At 43.7% G+C, this 20174-nt stretch carries 19 protein-coding genes and 1 pseudogene; 4 read left to right on the top strand and 16 right to left on the bottom strand.

The genetic code is table 11. From position 1 onward, the window contains the following. Positions 1-4: 4 nt before the first annotated feature. The 9 genes from MOJ78_RS18995 to MOJ78_RS19035 form a co-directional block, all read right to left on the bottom strand. Complete coding sequence (locus tag MOJ78_RS18995; protein ID WP_304978888.1) at positions 5-868, bottom strand: alpha/beta fold hydrolase; 864 nt, start codon at positions 866-868, stop codon at positions 5-7. 15 nt (positions 869-883) lie between these two features. Further along, the gene (locus MOJ78_RS19000) at positions 884-1792 is read right to left on the bottom strand and encodes an ABC transporter permease (RefSeq protein WP_304978889.1); all 909 of its coding nucleotides are present in this window, start codon (positions 1790-1792) and stop codon (positions 884-886) included. A 20-nt stretch (positions 1793-1812) separates the two neighbouring features. Continuing rightward, entirely contained in the window at positions 1813-2748 is a 936-nt protein-coding gene (locus tag MOJ78_RS19005; RefSeq protein ID WP_304978890.1) for an ABC transporter permease, read from the bottom strand. 80 nt (positions 2749-2828) lie between these two features. Continuing rightward, positions 2829-4448 (bottom strand): ABC transporter substrate-binding protein, encoded by a 1620-nt coding sequence (locus MOJ78_RS19010; RefSeq protein ID WP_304978891.1) that lies wholly within the window; start codon positions 4446-4448, stop codon positions 2829-2831. 21 nt (positions 4449-4469) lie between these two features. Beyond that, positions 4470-5693 carry a dipeptidase gene (locus MOJ78_RS19015; protein ID WP_304978892.1) on the bottom strand — a complete coding sequence of 408 codons (1224 nt, stop codon included), beginning with the start codon at positions 5691-5693 and terminating at the stop codon, positions 4470-4472. Between the two features lie 62 nt (positions 5694-5755). Beyond that, positions 5756-6787 (bottom strand): ABC transporter ATP-binding protein, encoded by a 1032-nt coding sequence (locus MOJ78_RS19020; RefSeq protein ID WP_370529745.1) that lies wholly within the window; start codon positions 6785-6787, stop codon positions 5756-5758. Continuing rightward, complete coding sequence (locus MOJ78_RS19025) at positions 6784-7797, bottom strand: ABC transporter ATP-binding protein (protein WP_304978893.1); 1014 nt, start codon at positions 7795-7797, stop codon at positions 6784-6786. Before MOJ78_RS19025 ends, MOJ78_RS19020 begins: the two co-directional genes overlap by 4 nt. A 23-nt stretch (positions 7798-7820) precedes the next feature. Further along, positions 7821-8363 (bottom strand): helix-turn-helix domain-containing protein, encoded by a 543-nt coding sequence (locus tag MOJ78_RS19030; RefSeq protein ID WP_304978894.1) that lies wholly within the window; start codon positions 8361-8363, stop codon positions 7821-7823. A gap of 246 nt (positions 8364-8609) precedes the next feature. Continuing rightward, a complete protein-coding gene (locus MOJ78_RS19035) occupies positions 8610-9512 on the bottom strand; it encodes a C39 family peptidase (RefSeq protein WP_304978895.1) in 903 nt (300 codons plus the stop codon). Between the two features lie 236 nt (positions 9513-9748). Here MOJ78_RS19035 and pheA point away from each other — a divergent pair, with 236 nt between their 5' ends. Continuing rightward, complete coding sequence (pheA, locus tag MOJ78_RS19040) at positions 9749-10570, top strand: prephenate dehydratase (protein ID WP_304978896.1); 822 nt, start codon at positions 9749-9751, stop codon at positions 10568-10570. Positions 10571-10873: 303 nt separating this feature from the next. Here the strand turns inward: pheA and MOJ78_RS19045 are convergent, their stop codons facing one another. From MOJ78_RS19045 to MOJ78_RS19060, 4 genes are all read right to left on the bottom strand, one after another. After that, the gene (locus tag MOJ78_RS19045; protein ID WP_304978897.1) at positions 10874-11449 is read right to left on the bottom strand and encodes a uracil-DNA glycosylase; all 576 of its coding nucleotides are present in this window, start codon (positions 11447-11449) and stop codon (positions 10874-10876) included. 128 nt (positions 11450-11577) lie between these two features. Then, positions 11578-12183 carry a pyroglutamyl-peptidase I gene (gene pcp, locus MOJ78_RS19050; RefSeq protein WP_304978898.1) on the bottom strand — a complete coding sequence of 202 codons (606 nt, stop codon included), beginning with the start codon at positions 12181-12183 and terminating at the stop codon, positions 11578-11580. 19 nt (positions 12184-12202) lie between these two features. After that, positions 12203-13051 carry a M55 family metallopeptidase gene (locus MOJ78_RS19055; RefSeq protein ID WP_304978899.1) on the bottom strand — a complete coding sequence of 283 codons (849 nt, stop codon included), beginning with the start codon at positions 13049-13051 and terminating at the stop codon, positions 12203-12205. 83 nt (positions 13052-13134) lie between these two features. Next, positions 13135-14469 (bottom strand): YjiH family protein, encoded by a 1335-nt coding sequence (locus tag MOJ78_RS19060; protein WP_304978900.1) that lies wholly within the window; start codon positions 14467-14469, stop codon positions 13135-13137. A gap of 174 nt (positions 14470-14643) precedes the next feature. Here MOJ78_RS19060 and MOJ78_RS19065 point away from each other — a divergent pair, with 174 nt between their 5' ends. After that, positions 14644-15207 carry a GNAT family N-acetyltransferase gene (locus MOJ78_RS19065; RefSeq protein ID WP_304978901.1) on the top strand — a complete coding sequence of 188 codons (564 nt, stop codon included), beginning with the start codon at positions 14644-14646 and terminating at the stop codon, positions 15205-15207. 278 nt (positions 15208-15485) lie between these two features. Here the strand turns inward: MOJ78_RS19065 and MOJ78_RS19070 are convergent, their stop codons facing one another. Continuing rightward, complete coding sequence (locus MOJ78_RS19070) at positions 15486-15980, bottom strand: GyrI-like domain-containing protein (protein WP_304978902.1); 495 nt, start codon at positions 15978-15980, stop codon at positions 15486-15488. Between the two features lie 94 nt (positions 15981-16074). Here MOJ78_RS19070 and MOJ78_RS19075 point away from each other — a divergent pair. Together MOJ78_RS19075 and MOJ78_RS19080 are read left to right on the top strand one after the other, a co-directional pair. After that, positions 16075-16266, top strand: a pseudogene (locus MOJ78_RS19075) (helix-turn-helix transcriptional regulator); the annotation flags it as partial. A gap of 42 nt (positions 16267-16308) precedes the next feature. Then, positions 16309-16764, top strand: coding sequence for a GyrI-like domain-containing protein (locus MOJ78_RS19080; protein WP_370529829.1), 456 nt, complete (start codon positions 16309-16311; stop codon positions 16762-16764). Between the two features lie 55 nt (positions 16765-16819). On the opposite strand, the gene MOJ78_RS19085 is transcribed toward MOJ78_RS19080, so the two are convergent. Both MOJ78_RS19085 and MOJ78_RS19090 read right to left on the bottom strand, forming a co-directional pair. Beyond that, positions 16820-18487: an alpha amylase family protein gene (locus MOJ78_RS19085; RefSeq protein WP_304978903.1), complete on the bottom strand. Its 1668-nt coding sequence runs from the start codon at positions 18485-18487 to the stop codon at positions 16820-16822. Positions 18488-18594: 107 nt separating this feature from the next. Then, the gene (locus MOJ78_RS19090; RefSeq protein WP_304978904.1) at positions 18595-20163 is read right to left on the bottom strand and encodes an FAD-dependent oxidoreductase; all 1569 of its coding nucleotides are present in this window, start codon (positions 20161-20163) and stop codon (positions 18595-18597) included. Between the last annotated feature and the right edge of the window lie 11 nt (positions 20164-20174).

Here is a 20174-nt window from a genome sequence, read left to right on the forward strand (position 1 = left end):
CCAATTATTTCACACCCATGATCAGATGCTTTTCAGCAAGCTCCTCACTTAAAAATTGGCGAACAACCTGTTTGTAAGTGGATCCTTGTTCACGAACGAGCGAGTGACCATAATGTTCAAACAAAACATAGTTCGCATGAGGGATTCGCTTGATAATATCCTCTGAACAAACTGGCGGCGTAATCCAATCATGTTGACCCGCCGTCACCAGGGTAGGTACTTTTATTTCATGTAATCGATCCTTCAAGTCAAACTGCTTAAGATTTTGTTGGAAGGCATCATTATGTGTTTGAAAATGGTAATGAATTTGATCCAGCTTCTTTTTCTGAGCCTCCAAGTCTTGCTCAATTGTGTACAATGGAAGAATTGCACCGTAAAGTGTTCTGAAGTCTTCATTCGATAACACCTTACCCTCGAATAAGCGGGTCAGCCCTGCTTCATCAATTCCCTCGAGGTTGCTGCTCATCGCATTTTGAATGGCTAGATTGTGATGCTCATTATCCGCTGCGGTTACATTCAGCAAAATCGCCTTCGTATGCTTGGGGTATTTCAATGCATATTCTTGAACGATAAAGCCCCCATAGGACGACCCGTGTAAAATGATTTGATCCAGTCCCAACTCGGCACGGAGAGCGTCAATATCATCGATCCATTGTTCATGCGTAAAAGGAGGGACATCAGCTGATCTGCCAGAACCACGCATATCAAGAAAGACGGTCTGGAATCGGTCTGATAAGTCTAAAAACGTTTGCACATCCCCTCTGCAGTCCCCTAATCCTGGTCCACCATGTATGAAAAAGATCGTGTCATCATTACCTTCACCGTATATTTCATAATAAAGACTGCATCCGTTAATCTCTCGTATCAATGAATCGTACCTCCATCATTTTTTTACATGTTTCGGATCCAGAATATCACGGAGTCCATCTCCTAAAAAGTTATACGCCAACACGACCATTGTAATTGCAATACCTGGAAGGACACCTAATATCGGAGCTGTCCAGATGTACTGTTGGGAGTTTTGCAGCATGTTCCCCCATGTCGCGGTCGGCGGCTGAATCCCGAGCCCAAGATAGCTGATTGCACTTTCCGTCAGGATCGCCCATGCGATTCCCAATGTACTCGCTACGATAATCGATGGGATGATTTGTGGAACGACATGACGCAACAATGTCCGGATCGATGACGACCCAATCGCCGTCGAGGCTTCGACAAACTCACTTTCTTTCCATTTGAGCGTCTCACCATATACGACTCGAGCAATTTCCATCCATGACGTAAACGCAATGACCGCAATGACCATCCAGGGGCTTTTTCCAAGTACCGTCAAAGCGACAAGTGCCAAAAAGAAGTTCGGGATCGACATCATCGCTTCGGTAAACCGCATCAGTATACTTTCAATCCATCCTCTAAAAAAGCCTGCAACGGCACCGATTAAGCCACCGATCAAAACGGTGAAGATCATCGAACCGAAGCCGACAAGCAAGGTGACTTGTCCTCCATGCAGCATTCGACTGAATACGTCTCGACCCATATCATCCGTGCCCATCGGATGTGACATCGACCAACTGGCAAATGCATTGACTGGATCGACGGCTTCCGGGCTGATACTCCAAAAAACAGGTCCTGCAAATACAATCAAATGGACGAGTATCAAAAACCAAAAGGCGATCCAAGCTACTTTATTTTTCGTCATTTGATGGACAAGTGTTCGAAAACCCGGCGTGCCCTTTTTAGGGTTAGGGACCGGTTCAGCTACGGAAGTGGTTTTAACTGCTTCTGCTTCATTCAATTCGAATCACCTTCCCCTTCCTACATATTTTTTACACGCGGATCAATTTTAGAGTATATGATATCGACTACAAAATTAGATAGGATGACTAGTAACGTTACAACAACGGTTACGCCCATTACCAGGTTATAGTCCCTGGCCTGTGACGCTTCCACGATCAACCTTCCCATACCCGGCCAGCCAAACACGGATTCGACAATCACCGTTCCGCCCAACAGCCTCGGTATTAAAACTCCAATGATCGAGACGACAGGGATCAGGGCGTTCCGGAGTCCGTGAACATAAATGACCGATCTCTCCTTCAATCCTTTTGCACGTGCAGTACGGACAAAGTTTTGAGAAATCACTTCGAGCATGGATGAGCGTGTAAATCGAACAATCGTTGGAAGGGTAGCCATCGACAAGATAGCGACTGGCATGATCATCGATTTGAATTTCTCTATGAACGATCCTGACCCTACTCCTGAAGATGGCAGCCATTGAAGATTGACGGAAAATAAAAGAATCAACATGATCGCCAGCCAAAACGATGGGACAGACAACCCGATCACACTCGTAAAGTTGATCGAATGATCCTTCCAAGTGTTCCGGTTGCGTGCTGAGAGAATGCCGAATAGAATTCCGATGATCACGGATAAAACAATCGTCCATAAAGTAAGCTGTAATGTATAAGGAAACCGTTCACTGATCCGATCGACTACCGGCTGTCCACTTGATAGTGAAGGGCCTAAATCACCTTGAACAGCATTCACAACCCAGGATCCATATCGAACGATGATCGGTTCATTCAAACCAAGCTGCTCTGCGATTGCTTGACGTTCTGCTTCTGTCGCATCCATCCTCATCATCGAAGAGGGACCACCAGGTGCTAAATTGATCAGGAAAAACGTGATGATCGTTACGATGAAAACCAACACGATACTTTGCCATAAACGAGTCAAAATAAAATTTATCAACAGGTTTCCCCCTCTCTTACGTGTAAAATGATCTGCCTCCAATCAGAAACACCCGAAATGGAGGCAGTTTTCATGTTCTTTTATTCAACCCACCATTCATTGATGTAGTGCAAGGTTCCGCCAAAGTAGACATCCGGTACACCGTGAAGACGTTTATTACGGATGCTGATTTCTTGTGGATACCATAAGTAGATGTACGGAAGGTTTTCTGCCATATGCTCCTGAGCTTTCTTATAGATCTTTGCACGTTCATCTGGATCATTCGTGGCTTGTCCTTTTTCTAAAATCTTATCAAGTTCTTCATTTTTATAACCAGGAATGTTATTGCCTGTTCCAGCATTAGAGGAATGATATTGCGCGAGTACATCTGGATCACTAGGATACGACCACCAGTTGAGGATCATATCAAAATCGCGCTCGATGACATTCTTTTGAATCATCGCATTCCATTCCAGTGTATTGAGCTCGACATCCATACCAATTTCCTTAAGATATTGCTGAACAAGGACCGCCATTTGTTCGAGGTCTCCCTGAAGGGCAATATCGAAGGTAAAGGAGAATGGTTCGCCATCCTTGTCGAGAATGCCGTCTCCATCCGTATCTTCCCAACCCACTTCCTTAAGAAGCTTTTTCGCTTTTTCCGGATCATACTCATAGGATTTCACGTCATCCGTGTAATACTGCTCTTGGTCCGGTGTAATCGCAGCGTCTGCAATTTTCCCATATCCTTGGAGAACCGAATCGATGATTGCATTTCGATCGATCGCATGCAGGATCGCCTGCCGAACACGTTTATCCTGGAACTTCGGATTCTCCAAATCTACTGAAATCCAGTAATATCTTGTGATGTCGGCAGCGACAATGTTCAGGTTGTTGGCGCTTTCGACACGTTTTAAGGACGCCTTGTCTGACATGGCTAGAATATCCAGCTCATTACTGAGTGCTTGAGCAATTTGCGTATTCATATCTGGAAGGATCTTATACGTAACCGTGTCCAGATGCGGTGCTCCATTAAAGAATTCCTTATTTGCCTTCAACTTTACTTGTTGTCCTGAAATATACTCGTCAACAATGAATGGCCCTGTTCCGACTGGGGCTTCCTTATTGAATTCTGTGAAGTTCCAGACATCTTGGCCAGCTAATTTATGTTCTGGCATGATTTCCGAGTTGAATGCCAGGTACGAAGGCAACGCCGCCCACGGCCGTTTCAAATGGAATGCAACCGTGTAATCATTGACTACTTCCACCTTTTCAAGTGCCTTGTAGTTGGAAGCTCCATTCGCCCCGAGCGATTCGTTCAGCACGAGCTCATTGAACGTAAAGGCAACATCATCGGCAGTAAATTTCTCTCCATCATGCCACTTGACATTCTCCTCAAGTTTGAAGGTCCATACCAACCCATCCTCAGAAACAGTCCATTCTTTTGCCAAACTAGGAGCAGGCGCATTGTCCAGCCCAGGCTTCGTCAATCCAGAAAAGATGATCCGATTGACAATGTTAGATTCTGCGTAAGCATTTGGATGCCAAGGATTGAAAATTGGATCTCCGACAATCGGAATCGATACGTTCCCACCTTGCTTTGGTTCTCCGTCTGAAGACGACTTATCATTGGTTTTATTACTTGAAGCCTCATTGCTACATGCGGATAAAACAAGAGAAACTACTAGCAGTAACAGCAAGAAATGCTTTTTCACTTTCATATACCTTTCCCCCTAACTGGCTTATTTCGCCCATGTCTCTTTAAGGACACGGAGTACGTTCTCACCCATCACTTTTTTGATATCTTCCCGACTATATCCGTGACTCACCAACCAGCGAACAACATTCGGATACGCTTCAGCTGGATTTTCGACTCCTTTTACATACTCAACTTCATCAAACTTTTGTTTTCCGTGAGAGGACTGGATCGATAAAGCGCCTGCAAAAGCATGATGCAGCCCGACGTGGTCCCCGAATAGCGTATCTAGGCCGAAGGCAACATGGTCGATGCCTACTAGATTTGCCACGTATTCAAAATGTTCCATGACCGACTCAATCGAGTGTTCCGGATGGTTTTCAGTCAGCGTCGTATGAGGGGCCGCTTCAATACCGATGACACCGCCTTTTTCCGCACAAGCGATTAGAATGTCATCCGGCTTCAACCGGTTCGTATCCCATAATGCACGTGCGCCGACATGGGTAATGAAAATCGGCTTAGAGCTTGCAGCAATCGTATCTCGAGCTGTCTGGTCTCCACTGTGGGAAACATCGATCGTCATCCCGATTTTGTTCATCCTTTCGACCACTTTATGGCCGAAAACAGTTAAACCGCCATCGTTTTTCTCTTTCAATCCGCAACCGAGTGCATTTGCTTCAGAGTAGGCAATCCCCATGACACGAACACCGAATCCGTATAAAACATCGACCCGATCGACTTCGTTTTCAATTTGGGTTGACGATTCCAACGAAGTGACAAAGGCAACTTTTCCTTCCTTTTTCGCACGGTACAAATCATCCATTGTTTCCGCTCGTATGACTAGATCCTGATGAGCGAAGTCACTGTATCGGATTCCAAGGTCATGTAGAACATCATTCCATTTCCAGCCCGCATTCGAAGTGATGAAAGCTGTGCCGTCCATAAAATTTTCAAAGACAATATCCAAGCCAGAGACACTTAAGCCCTCATAGCCTGTCCAGTCCCGCCCTTGACGACGGAATTCAAAAATGGAACCGACATCTTCAGGAGTTATAAAGGTATGTTCATGCAAGGATACAATGTAATCTTCATCAAGAATTTGTTGTACCTCATCTTCCTGCTCATCCGTGACTGGGTACGAAAAGGGTTCAACTCTACCAATTTCCGGTACTAGTTTATAAGGTTTATAATCTTTTCCTTCTTCTAAATAGCTGAAAGATTTATACCCGTTGTAGGGCTTCGTTTTCGATTGCTTTATTTTTAAAGTCATAGATTTTTAGCTCCTTTTTGGTGGATAATTTTGTATGTTATAATCAACAATGAAAGTAATTCCTAAACCAGCGGATAATGGCACGCAACAGCGCGTTGCTTCGATAAAGCGACGAGCTGCGGCGTTTCCTCCTTACAGCGATCCGTTGCCAGCGGACAGCGTGTATGGAATCTACATCCTGATGGAGGATTTGAAGGAGACGGTATTTCTCCTTTCAAAATTACTTTCTTTTTTCTAGCTCTAGGGTCTGGGGTAGGTTTAGTTGAAATCAGTGCCGAAGTATAAGGGTGTGCCGGCCGCTTATACAACTCTTCAACTTCACCTATCTCAACCAATTGTCCTAAGTACATCACTCCTACACGGTCTGAAATGTGCCTGACAATGTTCAAGCCGTGTGCAATGAACAAATATGTTAAATCTAGTTTTTCTTGTAATTCTTTCAGTAGATTGACAACCTGGGCTTGGACGGATACATCGAGTGCCGAAACGGCTTCATCTGCCAGGATGAACTTCGGATTGAGTGCAATCGCACGGGCAATCCCGACTCTTTGCCGTTGTCCTCCTGAGAATTCATGTGGGTGCCTTGATTTCCTTGACGGGTCTAAGCCGACCAATTCCAATAGTTCGTCAATACGTTCTTCTCGTTGCTTCCCTTTCACAATGCGGTGAACATCGTACGGTTCAGCAACAATGTCCCCAATCTTCATCCGGGGATCCAATGAGCCGAAGGGATCCTGGTAAATGATTTGCATATCTCTCCGTATTTTCCGCATCTCTCGTGTTGATAGGTCGGTAATGTTCTGTCCTTCAAAATGGATCTCACCTGACGTCGGTTCTTGAAGTCTCAATATCGTTCGCCCTAATGTGGATTTACCCGATCCAGATTCTCCAACCAATGAAAACGTCTCACCTTTTCGAATCGATAAACTAACATCATCAACCGCCTTTACATATCCCGTTGTTCGTTTGAACCATCCATCCTTAATCGGAAAATATTTTTTCAGGTTTCTCGCTTCTAACAGGACTTCTTGCTTCACCTCCTTTAATTGTGTCGATTGTCCATCAGGTATCGAACCATTCTCGGTTGGATTCAAATCATTCCCTCCTTTCTTCTCGTTAACGGTTCCTCTTTGATAACATCCTCATAATTCAAACAGGCAACAGAACGTCCGTTGAACCTTTCCAATTGGGGTTCGACTTTCAAACACTTCTCTGTTGCATAATCACAGCGTGGATGGAATCTGCATCCGGAAGGCATTTGATTGATACTTGGGATCGTGCCTCTGATCGATGCAAGCTTCTTTTGTCTGGGGCCATCTTCTGTTGGGATCGACTGTAAAAGTCCCTTTGTGTATGGATGGGTCGGTTGATCAAAGACCTCATATACATTTCCTTCCTCGACCACTTTTCCAGCATACATGACCACAATCCTGTCAGAGATTTCCGCTGCAACTCCCATATCATGAGTGATGAAGATGACGGACATGTTGATTTTCTCTTTCAACTCATTTAATAGATTCAAAATTTGAGCTTCAATCGTTACATCCAGAGCCGTTGTCGGTTCATCGGCTATGAGCAGCTTAGGGTCACACGACAATGCGATCGCAATCATGACCCGTTGCCTCATACCACCTGACAACTCATGAGGATACTGTTTCATTCGAACAGCTACGTCATTGATCCCTACTAGATCTAGTAACTCTTTTGCACGATCCCAAGCCTTCTTTTTGCTTAGTTCCTGATGGAGCAAAATCGCCTCTGTCAACTGTTTTCCGATTGTAAATACTGGATTGAGGGCTGTCATCGGCTCCTGGAAAATGATTGAGATATCCTTACCGCGAATTTGCCGCATCTCTTCACTGCTTTTCTTTAAAAGGTCGTCTCCCTGGTACAGGATTTCCCCACTCGATATCGAGCCGTTCTCAAATTCTAATAATCTAAGAATCGACATGCTTGCCACGCTTTTTCCACTACCTGACTCTCCGACTATGCAGACCGTCTCTCCAGGATTGACATTGAAAGACACCTGGTCTATGGCCTGAACCTTTCCATTGTCCGTTTCAAATTCGACACTAAGGTCTCTGACTTGCAACAATGGTTCCATAAAACTCCTCCTTCCAATTTAGGTTATAGGATTACCGGTGTGATTACGCCAAGTAAGACACTCTCTGTATCTAAAGGATTTTCACCATAATGGTCTAGGTGGGACGGAAAATGAATCGTATCCCCCTCAAAAATAGGATATTGATTGCCATCAATCGTAAAAATGGCTGCTCCTTTTAAAACATAATAGAATTCCTCCCCAGCGAAATGGAACGATTTTTTTCCTTTTTGATTGGGGGCTAATGTCAAAATGTACGGGGCTAATGAGCGATTTGTGAAATTTCCACTTAAAGAGGTATAAATTGTTTTCAAGTCTTGAAACTGAAATGGTTTATGATCGCTTTTCTTGGTGACATATTTATGGTTGCTTTCACTATCGAAGAAATAGGAGATATTGACATCGAATGCATCTGCTATCTTTTTAAGTGAACTGATCGCAAGCGATGATGATCCTCTTTCAATCTGGGAAAGGAAACTCACCGACAAATCCGTTTGTTCACTTAATTGCTTTAAGGTTAAATCTGAACGTTTTCTAAGTTCCTTGATTTTTTGATAAACTTCCTCCAATGTTTCACCTACTTTCAAGTTGAAAAACTTATCTGATTTTAATATGTAGCAATTATGCTATTACTTGAATTTTTACTATAATAACATAAACATTTTACATTTGACAGAATTTTTTAAAAGTTTTTAATAAAAAGATTTCTTGAAAGCGCTTCCCAACTTGGTGCCTGTTACTTCACGGGTTTTGTTAATTTATAAAGGAAAGGACACTACCATTCGAATGGTAGTGTCCTCCAATTAAATACTATTCTATTTTTTGTACGTTATCGCTTGGCTGCCCATTTGTTCCCAGCCTCGTTTGAATTTTTCTATCGGTATTTTTCGGTTTTTCACGTTTGACAATGGATCGTTGAAGTATATGTACTCTTCGTCATATCCAGTAACAAGTACACTATGTTCTTTCATCGTAATTTTTACAGGGCCGGTTGGGGTTTGCCATGTTTCCCAATATTCAGATGGGATGTGGTCGAACCATGTGTTGTTGATGACCCATACTGGCGTACCATTGTCTAAGTATTTAAAGATCGTCTCAAATGATGAACCTGTAAAATTGATGACTCGGTTCGGCAAGTAATGTTCTGCCAATTCTGCAATCGGTCCGTGATAAACTCCGTAGCCCTCCTCACTGAACGTATACATGTTCCCTACAAATCCAGTGTTCGGATTGCCAAAGTGCACGTGTCCGTTTTTCACTGAATATGGTGTCGGGTCTTTTTTCACCTCTTCAGCTAGTGTCATCTTACCCACATCGATCCCAGCGTATTGAAGCATCATCGCTAAGGAAGTAACCTCGCAGCCTCTTGCAAGTTGAGGCTGTTGAGAGATCAGTGGAACATCCAGTGTTGTTCCATCATTGGCTTTTAAAATCGTAGAACTCGCCCAACCTAATCGGCCGCTCTTAAACTTGATCTGATACCACTTTTCATTGTTGGAGTTGGTCGTATATCCGATCACGTGAAACGGGGTACCTCGACGATACTTAAGAATGACGTCATGATCCAAGCCGGGGCCGTTACGGATGTTTCCAATTGACGCTGACATGTACATGGTTTCGTCGATTTTTGTGATGGAATGAGCTAAAGCCGAATTGAATGGCGTAAAAAGAAGAACAATCATACTAACAATCACTGAAACTCGTATCCAATTTTTCATAGATTCACCTTCCTTTGGTTTAAATGGTTCTTAAACAGCTTCGACAAAATTGTTAGATTTTTGTGGCACTGATTGAAAAATCCAACGAAGGTCACTTAGCGGAGGAAGGTGCAATAGATAATGTGTAGGAATTAACGTAAACAATGAAGGACAAAAGTGTTACTATCAATTCAATCGTTTTACATACTAGTGATTTTGAGGTACATTAAACAGAAAAATAATTTAGGGAGTACGAAATGAAAGTTGCATATTTAGGACCTAAAGGAACATTTTCAGAAGAAGCAGCCATTCGATATTTTTCTTCTCAACGAGTCGAATGGATGATATGTGAATCGATTTTAGATGTATTTGATGCTATTAAGGACGGAAAAGTAGTCAAAGGAATCGTCCCGATTGAAAATTCAATTGAGGGTACCATCAATATTACTGCTGACGGTTTATTGATGAATGATTTGTTTATCGAAGGCGAAGTAATACTCCCTGTGGCTTTACATTTAATCGGTGTCGAGGGTACAAAAGTCGATCATATTCACGAAGTTTGGTCGATTCCGCCAGCACTTGCACAATGTAGGGATTATATCCGTGAATTAGGGGCATCCAGCAGACATTTTAATAGTACAGCTTCTGCAGCGATGGCGGTCCGGGATAAGGGTACAGAAAACGTTGGGGCCATAGCCTCCGAATGGTCCGCAAAGGCATTCGGTCTACAAATCATAAAGGAAAATGTGCACGACCATACGGAAAATCATACACGTTTTGTAATCGTGACGAACACCCCTGACCAGATCCCCAATTCCGAAAAAACGATGATATTGATCACTCCACATAAGGAGCGGTCTGGTGTATTAGCTATTATTTTAAATGTCTTTGCATCACTTTCTATCAACCTGACCTGGATTGAATCACGTCCGACCAAAAAGAAATTAGGCACATATCGTTTTTTTATTGAAACTGAAAAGGGAGTCAATAATCCTGATATGGAAAAAGCCATCACCATTCTAAAAACATATGGTCACCATGTTCAAATACTAGGAAGCTACAATGTAACAGAGCTTTGATGGATTGGATTGAATTTATTTGGAGAAACGAGTTCACCTCGTTTCTTCTTTATTAGGTGGTTTTTGGTGGATGTTTTGTGCTTTTGGAGCGAATTTGAGTGCCTTTTGAAGAGTTTGGTCACGTTTTGCCGACTCCGTACCGGGATTGAAACAATATATCGACCACTGATGGAGATATATCAACCACCGAACTCATTTTTTCGACCACAGATTGAAATATATCGACCACAAAGCGCAATATATCAACCACACATAGTAATAAAGTCCCATCTAATGCAAAGTCGGGACACTAACATGATCGCGCTATTTTGTTTTGTGGTAGTCATTGGATAGGAACATCCAATCCTCAATGAATAATGACCATAAATTCGGGCGGCGCCTGACAGCTAACGGATGGTATGCGACCGTCGTCCGATATCCTTGTACATCATGCATCGAGCCGCGTAATGCCTTCACATCTGCTTCAGGGTTTTCGAAAAAGGATTGGACCGCTACGTTTCCTAAGCAAAGGATGATTTTTGGCTGTTTCAATTCAAGCTGTTGGTCAAGATGGATCATACAAGTTTGCCTCGTGCGTTCTTTATCGTATGCTCGTAATGGCCTCCTTTTTAAAATATACGTCACATACAAGTCTGCCATTTCCAAACCAACTTCACTGGCGGCTCGTTGCAACGTTTGTCTCGTTCGGCAGACAAACGATTTGCCTTCTCGATTTTCACGAGCACCTGGGTTATCTAGAATTACCATGATCGGCGCGCCCGGGTTGCCCTCTCCCCAAACCATACGGGAACCATGCTTGTAAAGACCGCACTCACGACATGTTTTTAGGGCTTCGGGTGTTGGTTCTTCCGGCCATTGAACTGGGCAAAAATCTGACAACGTATTCCCTCCTGACTGTGTACCAATCGTTAGTCTATCCCTAAACAAGCTTTTTACTATTTTTAGCCCATAAAAAAGAAAGCCTGACACAGACAGACTTTCGAATTCATGAATGGTTTAGTTAAGGTTTATTCGTCAAGAGTTTTGATACACAATTCTATCGCGTCTTGGATGGTTTCGAGCGGCCACCCTGGTATTTTTGGGTTTTGCATAGTGAGTTCGAATGAGGCTGGAACATGAATGAAGCCTGCTTGAATGTTGGTCCCTCTTTCCTTGGCGCTATGCAGCATTGAGTACATAACATTGTTGCATAAATACGTTCCTGCAGTGTTTGAAATTTCAGCTGGTATGCCGTTCTCAAGCAGGGCATTGACCATATTCCGAATCGGAAGGGTAGAAAAATACGCATCAGGACCGTTCTGGTTGATCGGTGCGTCGACTGGTTTGTTCCCGGAATTATCCCTCACTCCATCATTCACATTGATCGCGACTCGTTCAGGTGTGATTTTCGCTCTGCCAGCGGCTAGTCCAAGTGAAATGACTGTGTCAGGCTGAACCTCTTCTACATAGTTCAACAGCAGGTCAGCTGATCGTTCAAAATCTACTGGAAGCACACGACCAGTAATCTGAAAGCTCCCAACTACCCTTCCATCCAACGTTCTCACAATATATTCAGTCGGATTCGAGCCATGGTCCAAGAAAGGCTCGAATCCTGTCAACAACAGTTTCTTCATTCACATTCATCTCCAACTCTTATGTATTTACTTGACCCAGTACGCCATTCGTTGCGGCCATCCCGATAATGACCACGCCCCACATATGTTTATAAGCGGTAATCATATCCTGACATGTGAAACGGATCGATTTCGGCCCGGTAAGCTCGACCGTCGGAATCGTCGTTGTCATCAACGCCTGCTGGGAACCTTTGAATTCAATATCAAACGTGATTGGTCCTTTAACTTGATACGGCTTGAATTCGTTGATTCGCCTGACTGCAGCTTCAGCCTTTTCTTCAATGATTTTACGGGCTCGTGTCGGTGGAATCAACTCGGCCGCGAACCGATCGATTCCATATTTGACGACAGCCCCTTCCACATCTGGCAAGGTTTCTTTAACCTCCGCGACATACGCGTCGTCACCAGAAATCATAATCGTTGGTACCTTGAAATCACCCGCTACTGCAGCATTCATTTCCGTTTCACCAACCACTTTTCCGTTGATCCTCATCTCACCTACACAAATGCCTGCGAGTGTATGGCTGATCGTCGTCCGTTCAGAACCCGCTTCTCTGCCGTGATGTCCGATGAACATGATGCCATCAAACGTTTCATCCAGTCCTTGAAGCTGGCACATCACACGATTGTTACCGGAAACGAGCCGTGCTCTTTCATCTAAGTCTTCTATAAAAATGTTGGACATGTTTCCATGACCGTCTGCGACAACAACTTCTGTCGCACCACCTTTAAACGCTCCTTCAATCGCCGCATTCACTTCTTGAGTCATCAACTTGCGAAAGCGTTGATATTCGTCATTCTTTTTAAGCTGTACATTGGTTGCCACTCCGGAAATTCCTTCGATATCGGCTGAAATGAAAATCTTCATCGGTTTTTCTCCCTTTTTTTAAAATAGTAGGCTTGTCCTAAGAATAACAAGATAGAAAGCCCCCTTGGTGAGGGCTAAATTTTTTACAATAGCAAGTAAGCAATTGGTGTAACGATAATCAGGGTCAGAATTGTGCGTTCGAGCCAGATGACGAGCATTTTCGGTATGCTGATCGGGATTTCAGTCGATAAAATACATGGGATCAGTGCCGAGAAGAACATGATCGCCGATACTGACAAAACGCCAATGACGAATCGGGTAATTAATGGTGTATCAACTACTAACAACGCTGGCAAGAACATTTCTGCGATTTCGATTGCTGCAGCTTTTGCCGCAAGTAACGGCTCAGGAATTTGCAACAGCGCTGTGAATGGGTAAAAGATGTAGCCAAGAATATCGAACACCGGTGTGAATTCAGCAAGAATCAGACCGAGCAGTCCGACCGACATGATTGATGGCAGGATCGCCATCGTCATCACAAAGCCATCCTTCAGATTATCCCAAACATTTTTACCGAATGAAGGGGAGTTCTTAGCGGCATCCATCGCTTGAGTCCATGCACTTTTCACCCTGTTTCCTTTTGGTGTCGTTTCGGGAGTGCCTTCCCCACCACGATAATAGTCCTCGCTCATGCTTTTTAACGGATAAATTCGAACGGTAATCGCAGTGACCAGGAACGTTACGATCAACGTAACCCAGAAGTACGTGTTCCAGATGCCCATTAATCCAAGCGTTTTCGCGACGACGATCATGAATGTCGCTGAAACGGTCGAGAATCCAGTTGCTATGATCGCAGCTTCCTTCACAGTATATTTTCCTTCTTTAAAAACACGATTGGTGATCAACAAGCCAATCGAATAGCTTCCGACAAATGAAGCAACTGCGTCAATTGCAGAACGTCCAGGCGTCTTCCAAATTGGACGCATCACTGGCTGCACTAATACGCCGATAAACTCTAACAGTCCATAACCGACGAGCAATGCTAAAAATACCGACCCGATCGGCACAAGCAATCCGACTGGAATGACGAGTTTTTCAAAAAGGAACGGCCCCATACCAGGCTCTAGCATCCATGCAGGTCCGAGCTTGAACATGATCAGAATCGCCGCCAGTAAGCCTAATACTTTTAAAAAGGAAAATACGAGTGTTACGTTGTCCTTTTTCCATGTTTTCGTGTAAAACGGATAGGCAGCACCGAGCAAGACGACGAGCAATGCATAATACGGGACGAGACCTGGTAAATTCGTCAGGAACCAAGTGACTAGATGATCAAGCGGAATCGATGATTTTTCGTTAACGGTAATCGGGATAAAAAACATAAAAATGCCGATTGCACTGAATAAAACAAACTTGCTAACCGCTGAACCTCGTGATTCTGTTGGTACATTTGTGTTTAACCCTGTGTTCGATTGTGACACCTGAAATCCTCCTTTGTCTTAATATTCTGTTATTTTATTCCATATGAATTTTCTCTCCCCTATCAATCTATTCTCCTTGTCTAGAAGTAAGTCCTTCCACCAAAATTTTGTGTCTACAATCGCCGGTTTTGATGTATACTGTAAAACAATTATCTAACGTTGAGGTGTGGTTATATGGAATCTGAACAAATTTACGGGAATCTGCCAGTTTTGGAAACAGAGCGTCTAATCCTACGGAAGGTTACAACCGAAGACCTCGAAGATATGTATGCATATGGGTCGAACGATAAAGTTTCTCGGTATGTCACGTGGAATACGCACCGCTCGCTTTCCGACACGAAAGAATTTCTCGATTTTGTTCTCCAAGGTTATGAAGATCGTAAATTAGCGGTGTGGGGTATCGAGTATAAGGAGAATGGTAGATTGATTGGCACGATCGATTTCGTATCATGGAATCCGAAGCAACAGCATGCTGAAATCGGCTACGTCCTATCTCAGGATTATTGGGGCAAGGGCATCATGACGGAAGCTGCTAAAGAAATCATCAAATTTGGTTTCGAGAAAATGGAGCTGACTCGCATTCAAGCTCGATGCTTTCTTGAAAACATCGGTTCAGAGCGAGTCATGGAAAAGGTCGGCATGTCTTTTGAAGGAATCATCCGGAAAGGCATGCGTCTGAACGATGAACACCAGGACCTGAAGCTGTATTCGATTTTAAAAGAGGAGTATCTTGACTGATAATTTTAGCGGAAATTCCAGTGGCCGCAACGTATTTCCTACCTCAAGTTACAATTCACGAGATGTTTCTGCAATGTCCGACAGCACAAATCAGACATAATCCGGGTGGATGCGTACTATAGTCCACTTGCAATTTTCGCGGCATCCTTTTAGGTAAAAAACATTGCTGGACGGCAGTTTCGACCTGAAATACGAGCTAAACGTTTGTTTAACTATATAAGTTGAAAGATGCTAGAGGATCCTCCCCTAGCATCTCTTGTCATGCAAGACTCTATATTTTACTTTTTCACGACTGGAATTAAAATTGAAAACTCTGGGCTCTCGTCATATGGATCCTGTTTCATCGGATATTTTTCAAAGTGGGTCAAATCATCGACATTGTTATGTTCATACCCTTGGTTTGCGATCCATGCATAAATGTTATTGTACGACTGGTCGATACTTTGTCCTTTATAGTGTTCGCATTGCGCATACATCAAATCGGGAACGGTAATGCTCACCATACCTTCAGGAACCTCGGCAACCGATTCTACTTTAACGACCGCATAGTGTGTGAAACCAGTACCATCCGGTGATGCGTGATACGATAAGCCCTGTAACGTGTCGGGATCGACGACATGCTGGATTTCCTTTAAACGACGATGCATTTCCTCGTGTACTTTCCGTATGTGGCCGGCTGCTGCTTCAGCAAACGTACCCTCCCATTTCAAACCAACCGCTTGAAAGCCCTTTTCAGATACAATTACAGTTTTGTTCTGCTGTTCAATAGACAAGTTTCCATTTCCCCTTTCAACGTATTCTACCCTATTTTATAATAAAACTATGACAATAACTGTCAGATTTTAAAAAAAGAGGCAGGTTAATAACATGCCAAAAACCCAGCGGATGATTGAATTAATGATGCGAGTCTATGAAAAACAACATTTTACCGTTGAAGAACTGGCTACAGAGTTCGAGGTTTCCTACCGGACGATGCTCAGATATTTACAGGAATTGAGTGGGCTCGGAGTCCCGCTCTATTCGGAAGTGGGGAAAAACGGCGGTTACAGCATTCTGAATTCGAAAACAAAGCAGTCTTTCCTGCGCGATCCGTCAAAAACGATTAATAGAGTCGTCAAACCGATTGTACGAATAGTTGGTGTTGAGGTGAAGGCACCGTTCACTGCTTTTTATATGACAAAAGCAATCAGACCGAGGTTATGGCAGGAGTTACAGGCTCGAAAAAATGAAATCGGATATCAGGCCAAAAAGGATATGTTTATAGGTATAACGCTACGTCAAAACCGAACATATCACTATATCGCAGGAATAGAAGTCACGAACATCAGGCACGTGCCTGATGGCATGGTCAGCATGACCATCCCGACCAGGGAATATTCTGTTTATAACCACTCTGGCTTCAATGAACGTGAAGAAACTGATCAAACGTACTTTTTCGTATTGGAAAAAATGAAAAAACAAGGCCTAAGCCATGATCCGGATGCCTATAGCTTAGAGATTTTTAACCCGGTTGAAGAAAATGAAGCGACGATTTATGTTCCATTAAAGGAATCATAAATGCCACATTCAATAAAGTAAGGGACCGGCTAAATACCAGTCCCCCCTAGAATCTTTATTTGTCTTCTCTCACCATTTTCATTAGACCAGGAATTTGGTGCGGCGCTTGGGATTCTTCTGCAAATTCTTCATAGAGGATATCCCACCATCCATACTGCTCGAAGTAGACGAGGTCGAAGAGCATGATACCGTGTGTCTTGTCCATTACGGCTCTCAGCCCTTTTCGGAATTGTTCAGGATCACCTTTATATTGAGCCAGGTAAAGGCTTCCGTAAACGAAGGTAGCTTCGTTTACAACATCCATTGCAATGTCCGCCGACCCTTCGACGCTGTACCAATCAGGGTTGCCAACAGCGACAGCTTCTTCACGTGTTACCTGTGAAAAATAGTTACCCGTCATCAAGAAATCCAGTACTTCTGCATAACCTGTTTTTCCGTAATCAGGGCTTGCCCACTCGTAATCTGGTTGATAGGTTTTACTTGCCCAGTTCACGCCCTCACTATAATAGAGCGGGTACCATGCTCCGACATACGTACTGAAGAACAGGGATGGGTCTTTTCCATGGACCAGATTTTCTGCCTTTTTGAAGAAATCCTGGATGTTTCCTGCTCTCCATTCAATCCACTTCTGATAGTATTGCCCTGGAACGACTTCTTTTCCTTCAGCTGTAAATTCAACAGTGAAGATATCCTCAGGCCAATTCGTTACACGCTCACCGATATAAGCTTCGAATTTCTCTCGGCTCAAATCACTGAAATCTGCATAGACGTTTGAATATCGGGCACGATCGAGAACAATACCGTCCACGTCATAATTACTGATGATTTCATTGATGATGCTGAGCTCATAGGTTTGGACGTCATCACGAATTGCATTGACGAATGTGGAGAAAGTAGAATATTCCGAAGCTGGAATAAGCTCTGTTTTCGTAGCGGAATAATCAAATTGATCACCTACATGGACGTTTTCCAGAATCCATGTTCTTGCTTCGCCATGACCCGACAGGACGACACCGTTTTCAGGTACCTCTACAGCTGGGGCACCGTAAATACGATCCACAACTTTAGTTACAATTCCATCAACCACCTGTACCTCTGCTCCCCATTGATTGGACGGAGAAACCTCATATTTTTCAGGTGTGTACATGACAAGCTGGTTTGATCCTCTTGTCGTATTCACACCGGTGATATCGAAGGTCGAGCCGTTTTCAGACTTCGCTATTCGCGATGCTTGGTAGAATGTCGTTTGCCATTCAGGGTGTTCAAAGGCTGGTCCATCTTTATAATCGTTATTTCCTTCTGAAAAAACGTTTACATTCGCATGAACCTGAATCCCGTATTTATGTGCTTCTTCAATGACTTCTGCAAGTAAATCGTATCCCTTGGGAAAGCCATCGTATTTAGGAATCTGAGATGTACTCATGTGAGGAGCGATTTCACTTTGATAACCTACAAATCCGGTATAGTTTTTAACATCTAAGACTATCGTATCGATATTCGCTTTTGCAGTTTTCGCTACAATTGTGTCCACCTTCTCGGGTGTATTGAGGTTTTGAATATTTGCCGATAGGTCATACCATAAAATCCTTGCTTTTTTACTTTCATCCTTCACGAGGTTTTGAAGAACATGATGTCTTGATTCGTCATTTCCTGTTGCAAATGCGGGTACAGCCAAACTCATTAGCAAAACAAGTGACAATAGTACACCAAATGCTTTTTTCATCAAATCCCTCCGTATTAGATCATTTTCTAGGTAAAATGCAGCAAATTCGTGTTGATAACCACCTCCTTTAATGCTTACTTTTCAATCGCACCGTGATCATACACCAGTTACAGCACTCCGACTCCGTCAGGCCAGTGCAGCTCCACTCCCTGTTGCATCAATAAATCCTGTAACTCTTTAACTCTATATTTCTCTTGATGGACCTCTTTTGGAGTCAGTGATTGATTGATACAAAAAGCAGCCAAATAACCAGCGGCTTCTCCTATGTTCCATTCAACCGGGTGGACGCGGAAACATCCATTCGTAATGTGGGTCGAGCCGATGTTTTTACAAGAAGCAATCAGATTTTTAATCCGAATGGGTATAAGGCTGCCGAGCGGCATTTCAAATGGATAGCTTGGGGTATAGAAAAATTGGTGGGTTTCAGTCGTCGGATGCAGATCGATCCTGTATGCGCCTATCCCGACTGAGTCCTCCCAATGCTTGATACCTTTCCGAAAATCAGCATTGATATGCTGTTCCTTCACCGTTGTCAACGCTTTGATCCGACGCGATTCCCGTATGTATGGATATTTCGCTAATCCATCCTCTGTATCTACGACATCTCCACGCATCCGTACTCCTGGATATCCCTTGCCCCCATCTGGTCTTGGCGCTTCTGTTTGCAGCCAATAGACTAGTGATAAAGTCAGTTGACGTGCCCCTTCCAGATGCTTCTTCCTTTCATGCTCCGGTACGTCTATGACCGGCCCTAGCCAGTAATCATTTTGCGGCCAATTCATTAGCGTGATATCACCCTTGTAAAAATCACGTTTAAACAAGCTCGGATCGATGATACGCCGATAATCCCACAACGAAATCCCTTCTCCTGGGAACATGGCAAACCTCTTGGACTCACCTGTTTCGGCATCCGGCCCGAACCAGCTCAGCTGCATATGATTAAGGAACTTCGCCTTGTAGTTCCGCCAAAATTCATATTGTTCCGGCTTATCAATCGTGAAGTTCCCGCCTTCAATATAATCAACAGCAGCGACATGCGTAATCGGCTGCATATCCAATGGTAAACAACCCTCTTCCCTTGCATGGGGTTCCCCTGTAGTGGATTTTGCTTCAGCACCTGTGACATATTCTGCATTTACTAGCGGCAAGAGATCACCACATTCTGTGGCATCTAAAAAATAGATTCCAGATAATCTCGTCTGATTGCCGCTTGTCCGTTCCTCTACGATTACACTCTCGATACGATCCCCCTCTGCCAAATTGGCTTCGACCGGCTTTGCTTCTATCAACAGCTCAATTCGTCCATTACTAATAAAGGGAACTAACATATCGTTCAATACGTTTAATGCTACCTTCGGCTCGTGAGCAATCCGGCTTACCCATCCGTTTCCAGGGTTCAATTGTTCGATGTTCTTGGCTGATTCTGTCATCGGATAATTTTTACGATAATTGTCCCGTACCCGATTGCGGAATTCACGATAGGTCGATGTACAGCCGAATTCCTCGATCCATTTATGTTCATCAGGCGGAACGGCTTGACTCGTAAGCTGGCCGCCGATCCAATCGGATTCTTCTACCAGGATGACTTCTCTTCCCATCTTGGCGGCAGATAATGCCGCAACGGTTCCACCGATACTGCCTCCGATGATTACAATCTCTTTATGTATGGTCCTCACTGTTCTGCCTC

Source organism: Alkalihalobacillus sp. AL-G (assembly GCF_030643805.1).
In the GTDB taxonomy this organism is placed as follows: Bacteria; Bacillota; Bacilli; order Bacillales; family Fictibacillaceae; genus Pseudalkalibacillus.

What these genes read in the sequence shown, in the direction of transcription:
- pheA (WP_304978896.1), top strand. Translation starts at nt 9,749, where the DNA reads ATGAAAGTTGCATATTTAGGACCTAAAGGAACATTTTCAGAAGAAGCA.
- MOJ78_RS19015 (WP_304978892.1), bottom strand. Translation starts at nt 5,693, where the DNA reads ATGACTTTAAAAATAAAGCAATCGAAAACGAAGCCCTACAACGGGTAT.
- pcp (WP_304978898.1), bottom strand. Translation starts at nt 12,183, where the DNA reads ATGAAGAAACTGTTGTTGACAGGATTCGAGCCTTTCTTGGACCATGGC.
- MOJ78_RS19010 (WP_304978891.1), bottom strand. Translation starts at nt 4,448, where the DNA reads ATGAAAGTGAAAAAGCATTTCTTGCTGTTACTGCTAGTAGTTTCTCTT.
- MOJ78_RS19025 (WP_304978893.1), bottom strand. Translation starts at nt 7,797, where the DNA reads ATGGAACCATTGTTGCAAGTCAGAGACCTTAGTGTCGAATTTGAAACG.
- MOJ78_RS19035 (WP_304978895.1), bottom strand. Translation starts at nt 9,512, where the DNA reads ATGAAAAATTGGATACGAGTTTCAGTGATTGTTAGTATGATTGTTCTT.
- MOJ78_RS19055 (WP_304978899.1), bottom strand. Translation starts at nt 13,051, where the DNA reads ATGAAGATTTTCATTTCAGCCGATATCGAAGGAATTTCCGGAGTGGCA.
- MOJ78_RS19065 (WP_304978901.1), top strand. Translation starts at nt 14,644, where the DNA reads ATGGAATCTGAACAAATTTACGGGAATCTGCCAGTTTTGGAAACAGAG.
- MOJ78_RS19085 (WP_304978903.1), bottom strand. Translation starts at nt 18,487, where the DNA reads ATGAAAAAAGCATTTGGTGTACTATTGTCACTTGTTTTGCTAATGAGT.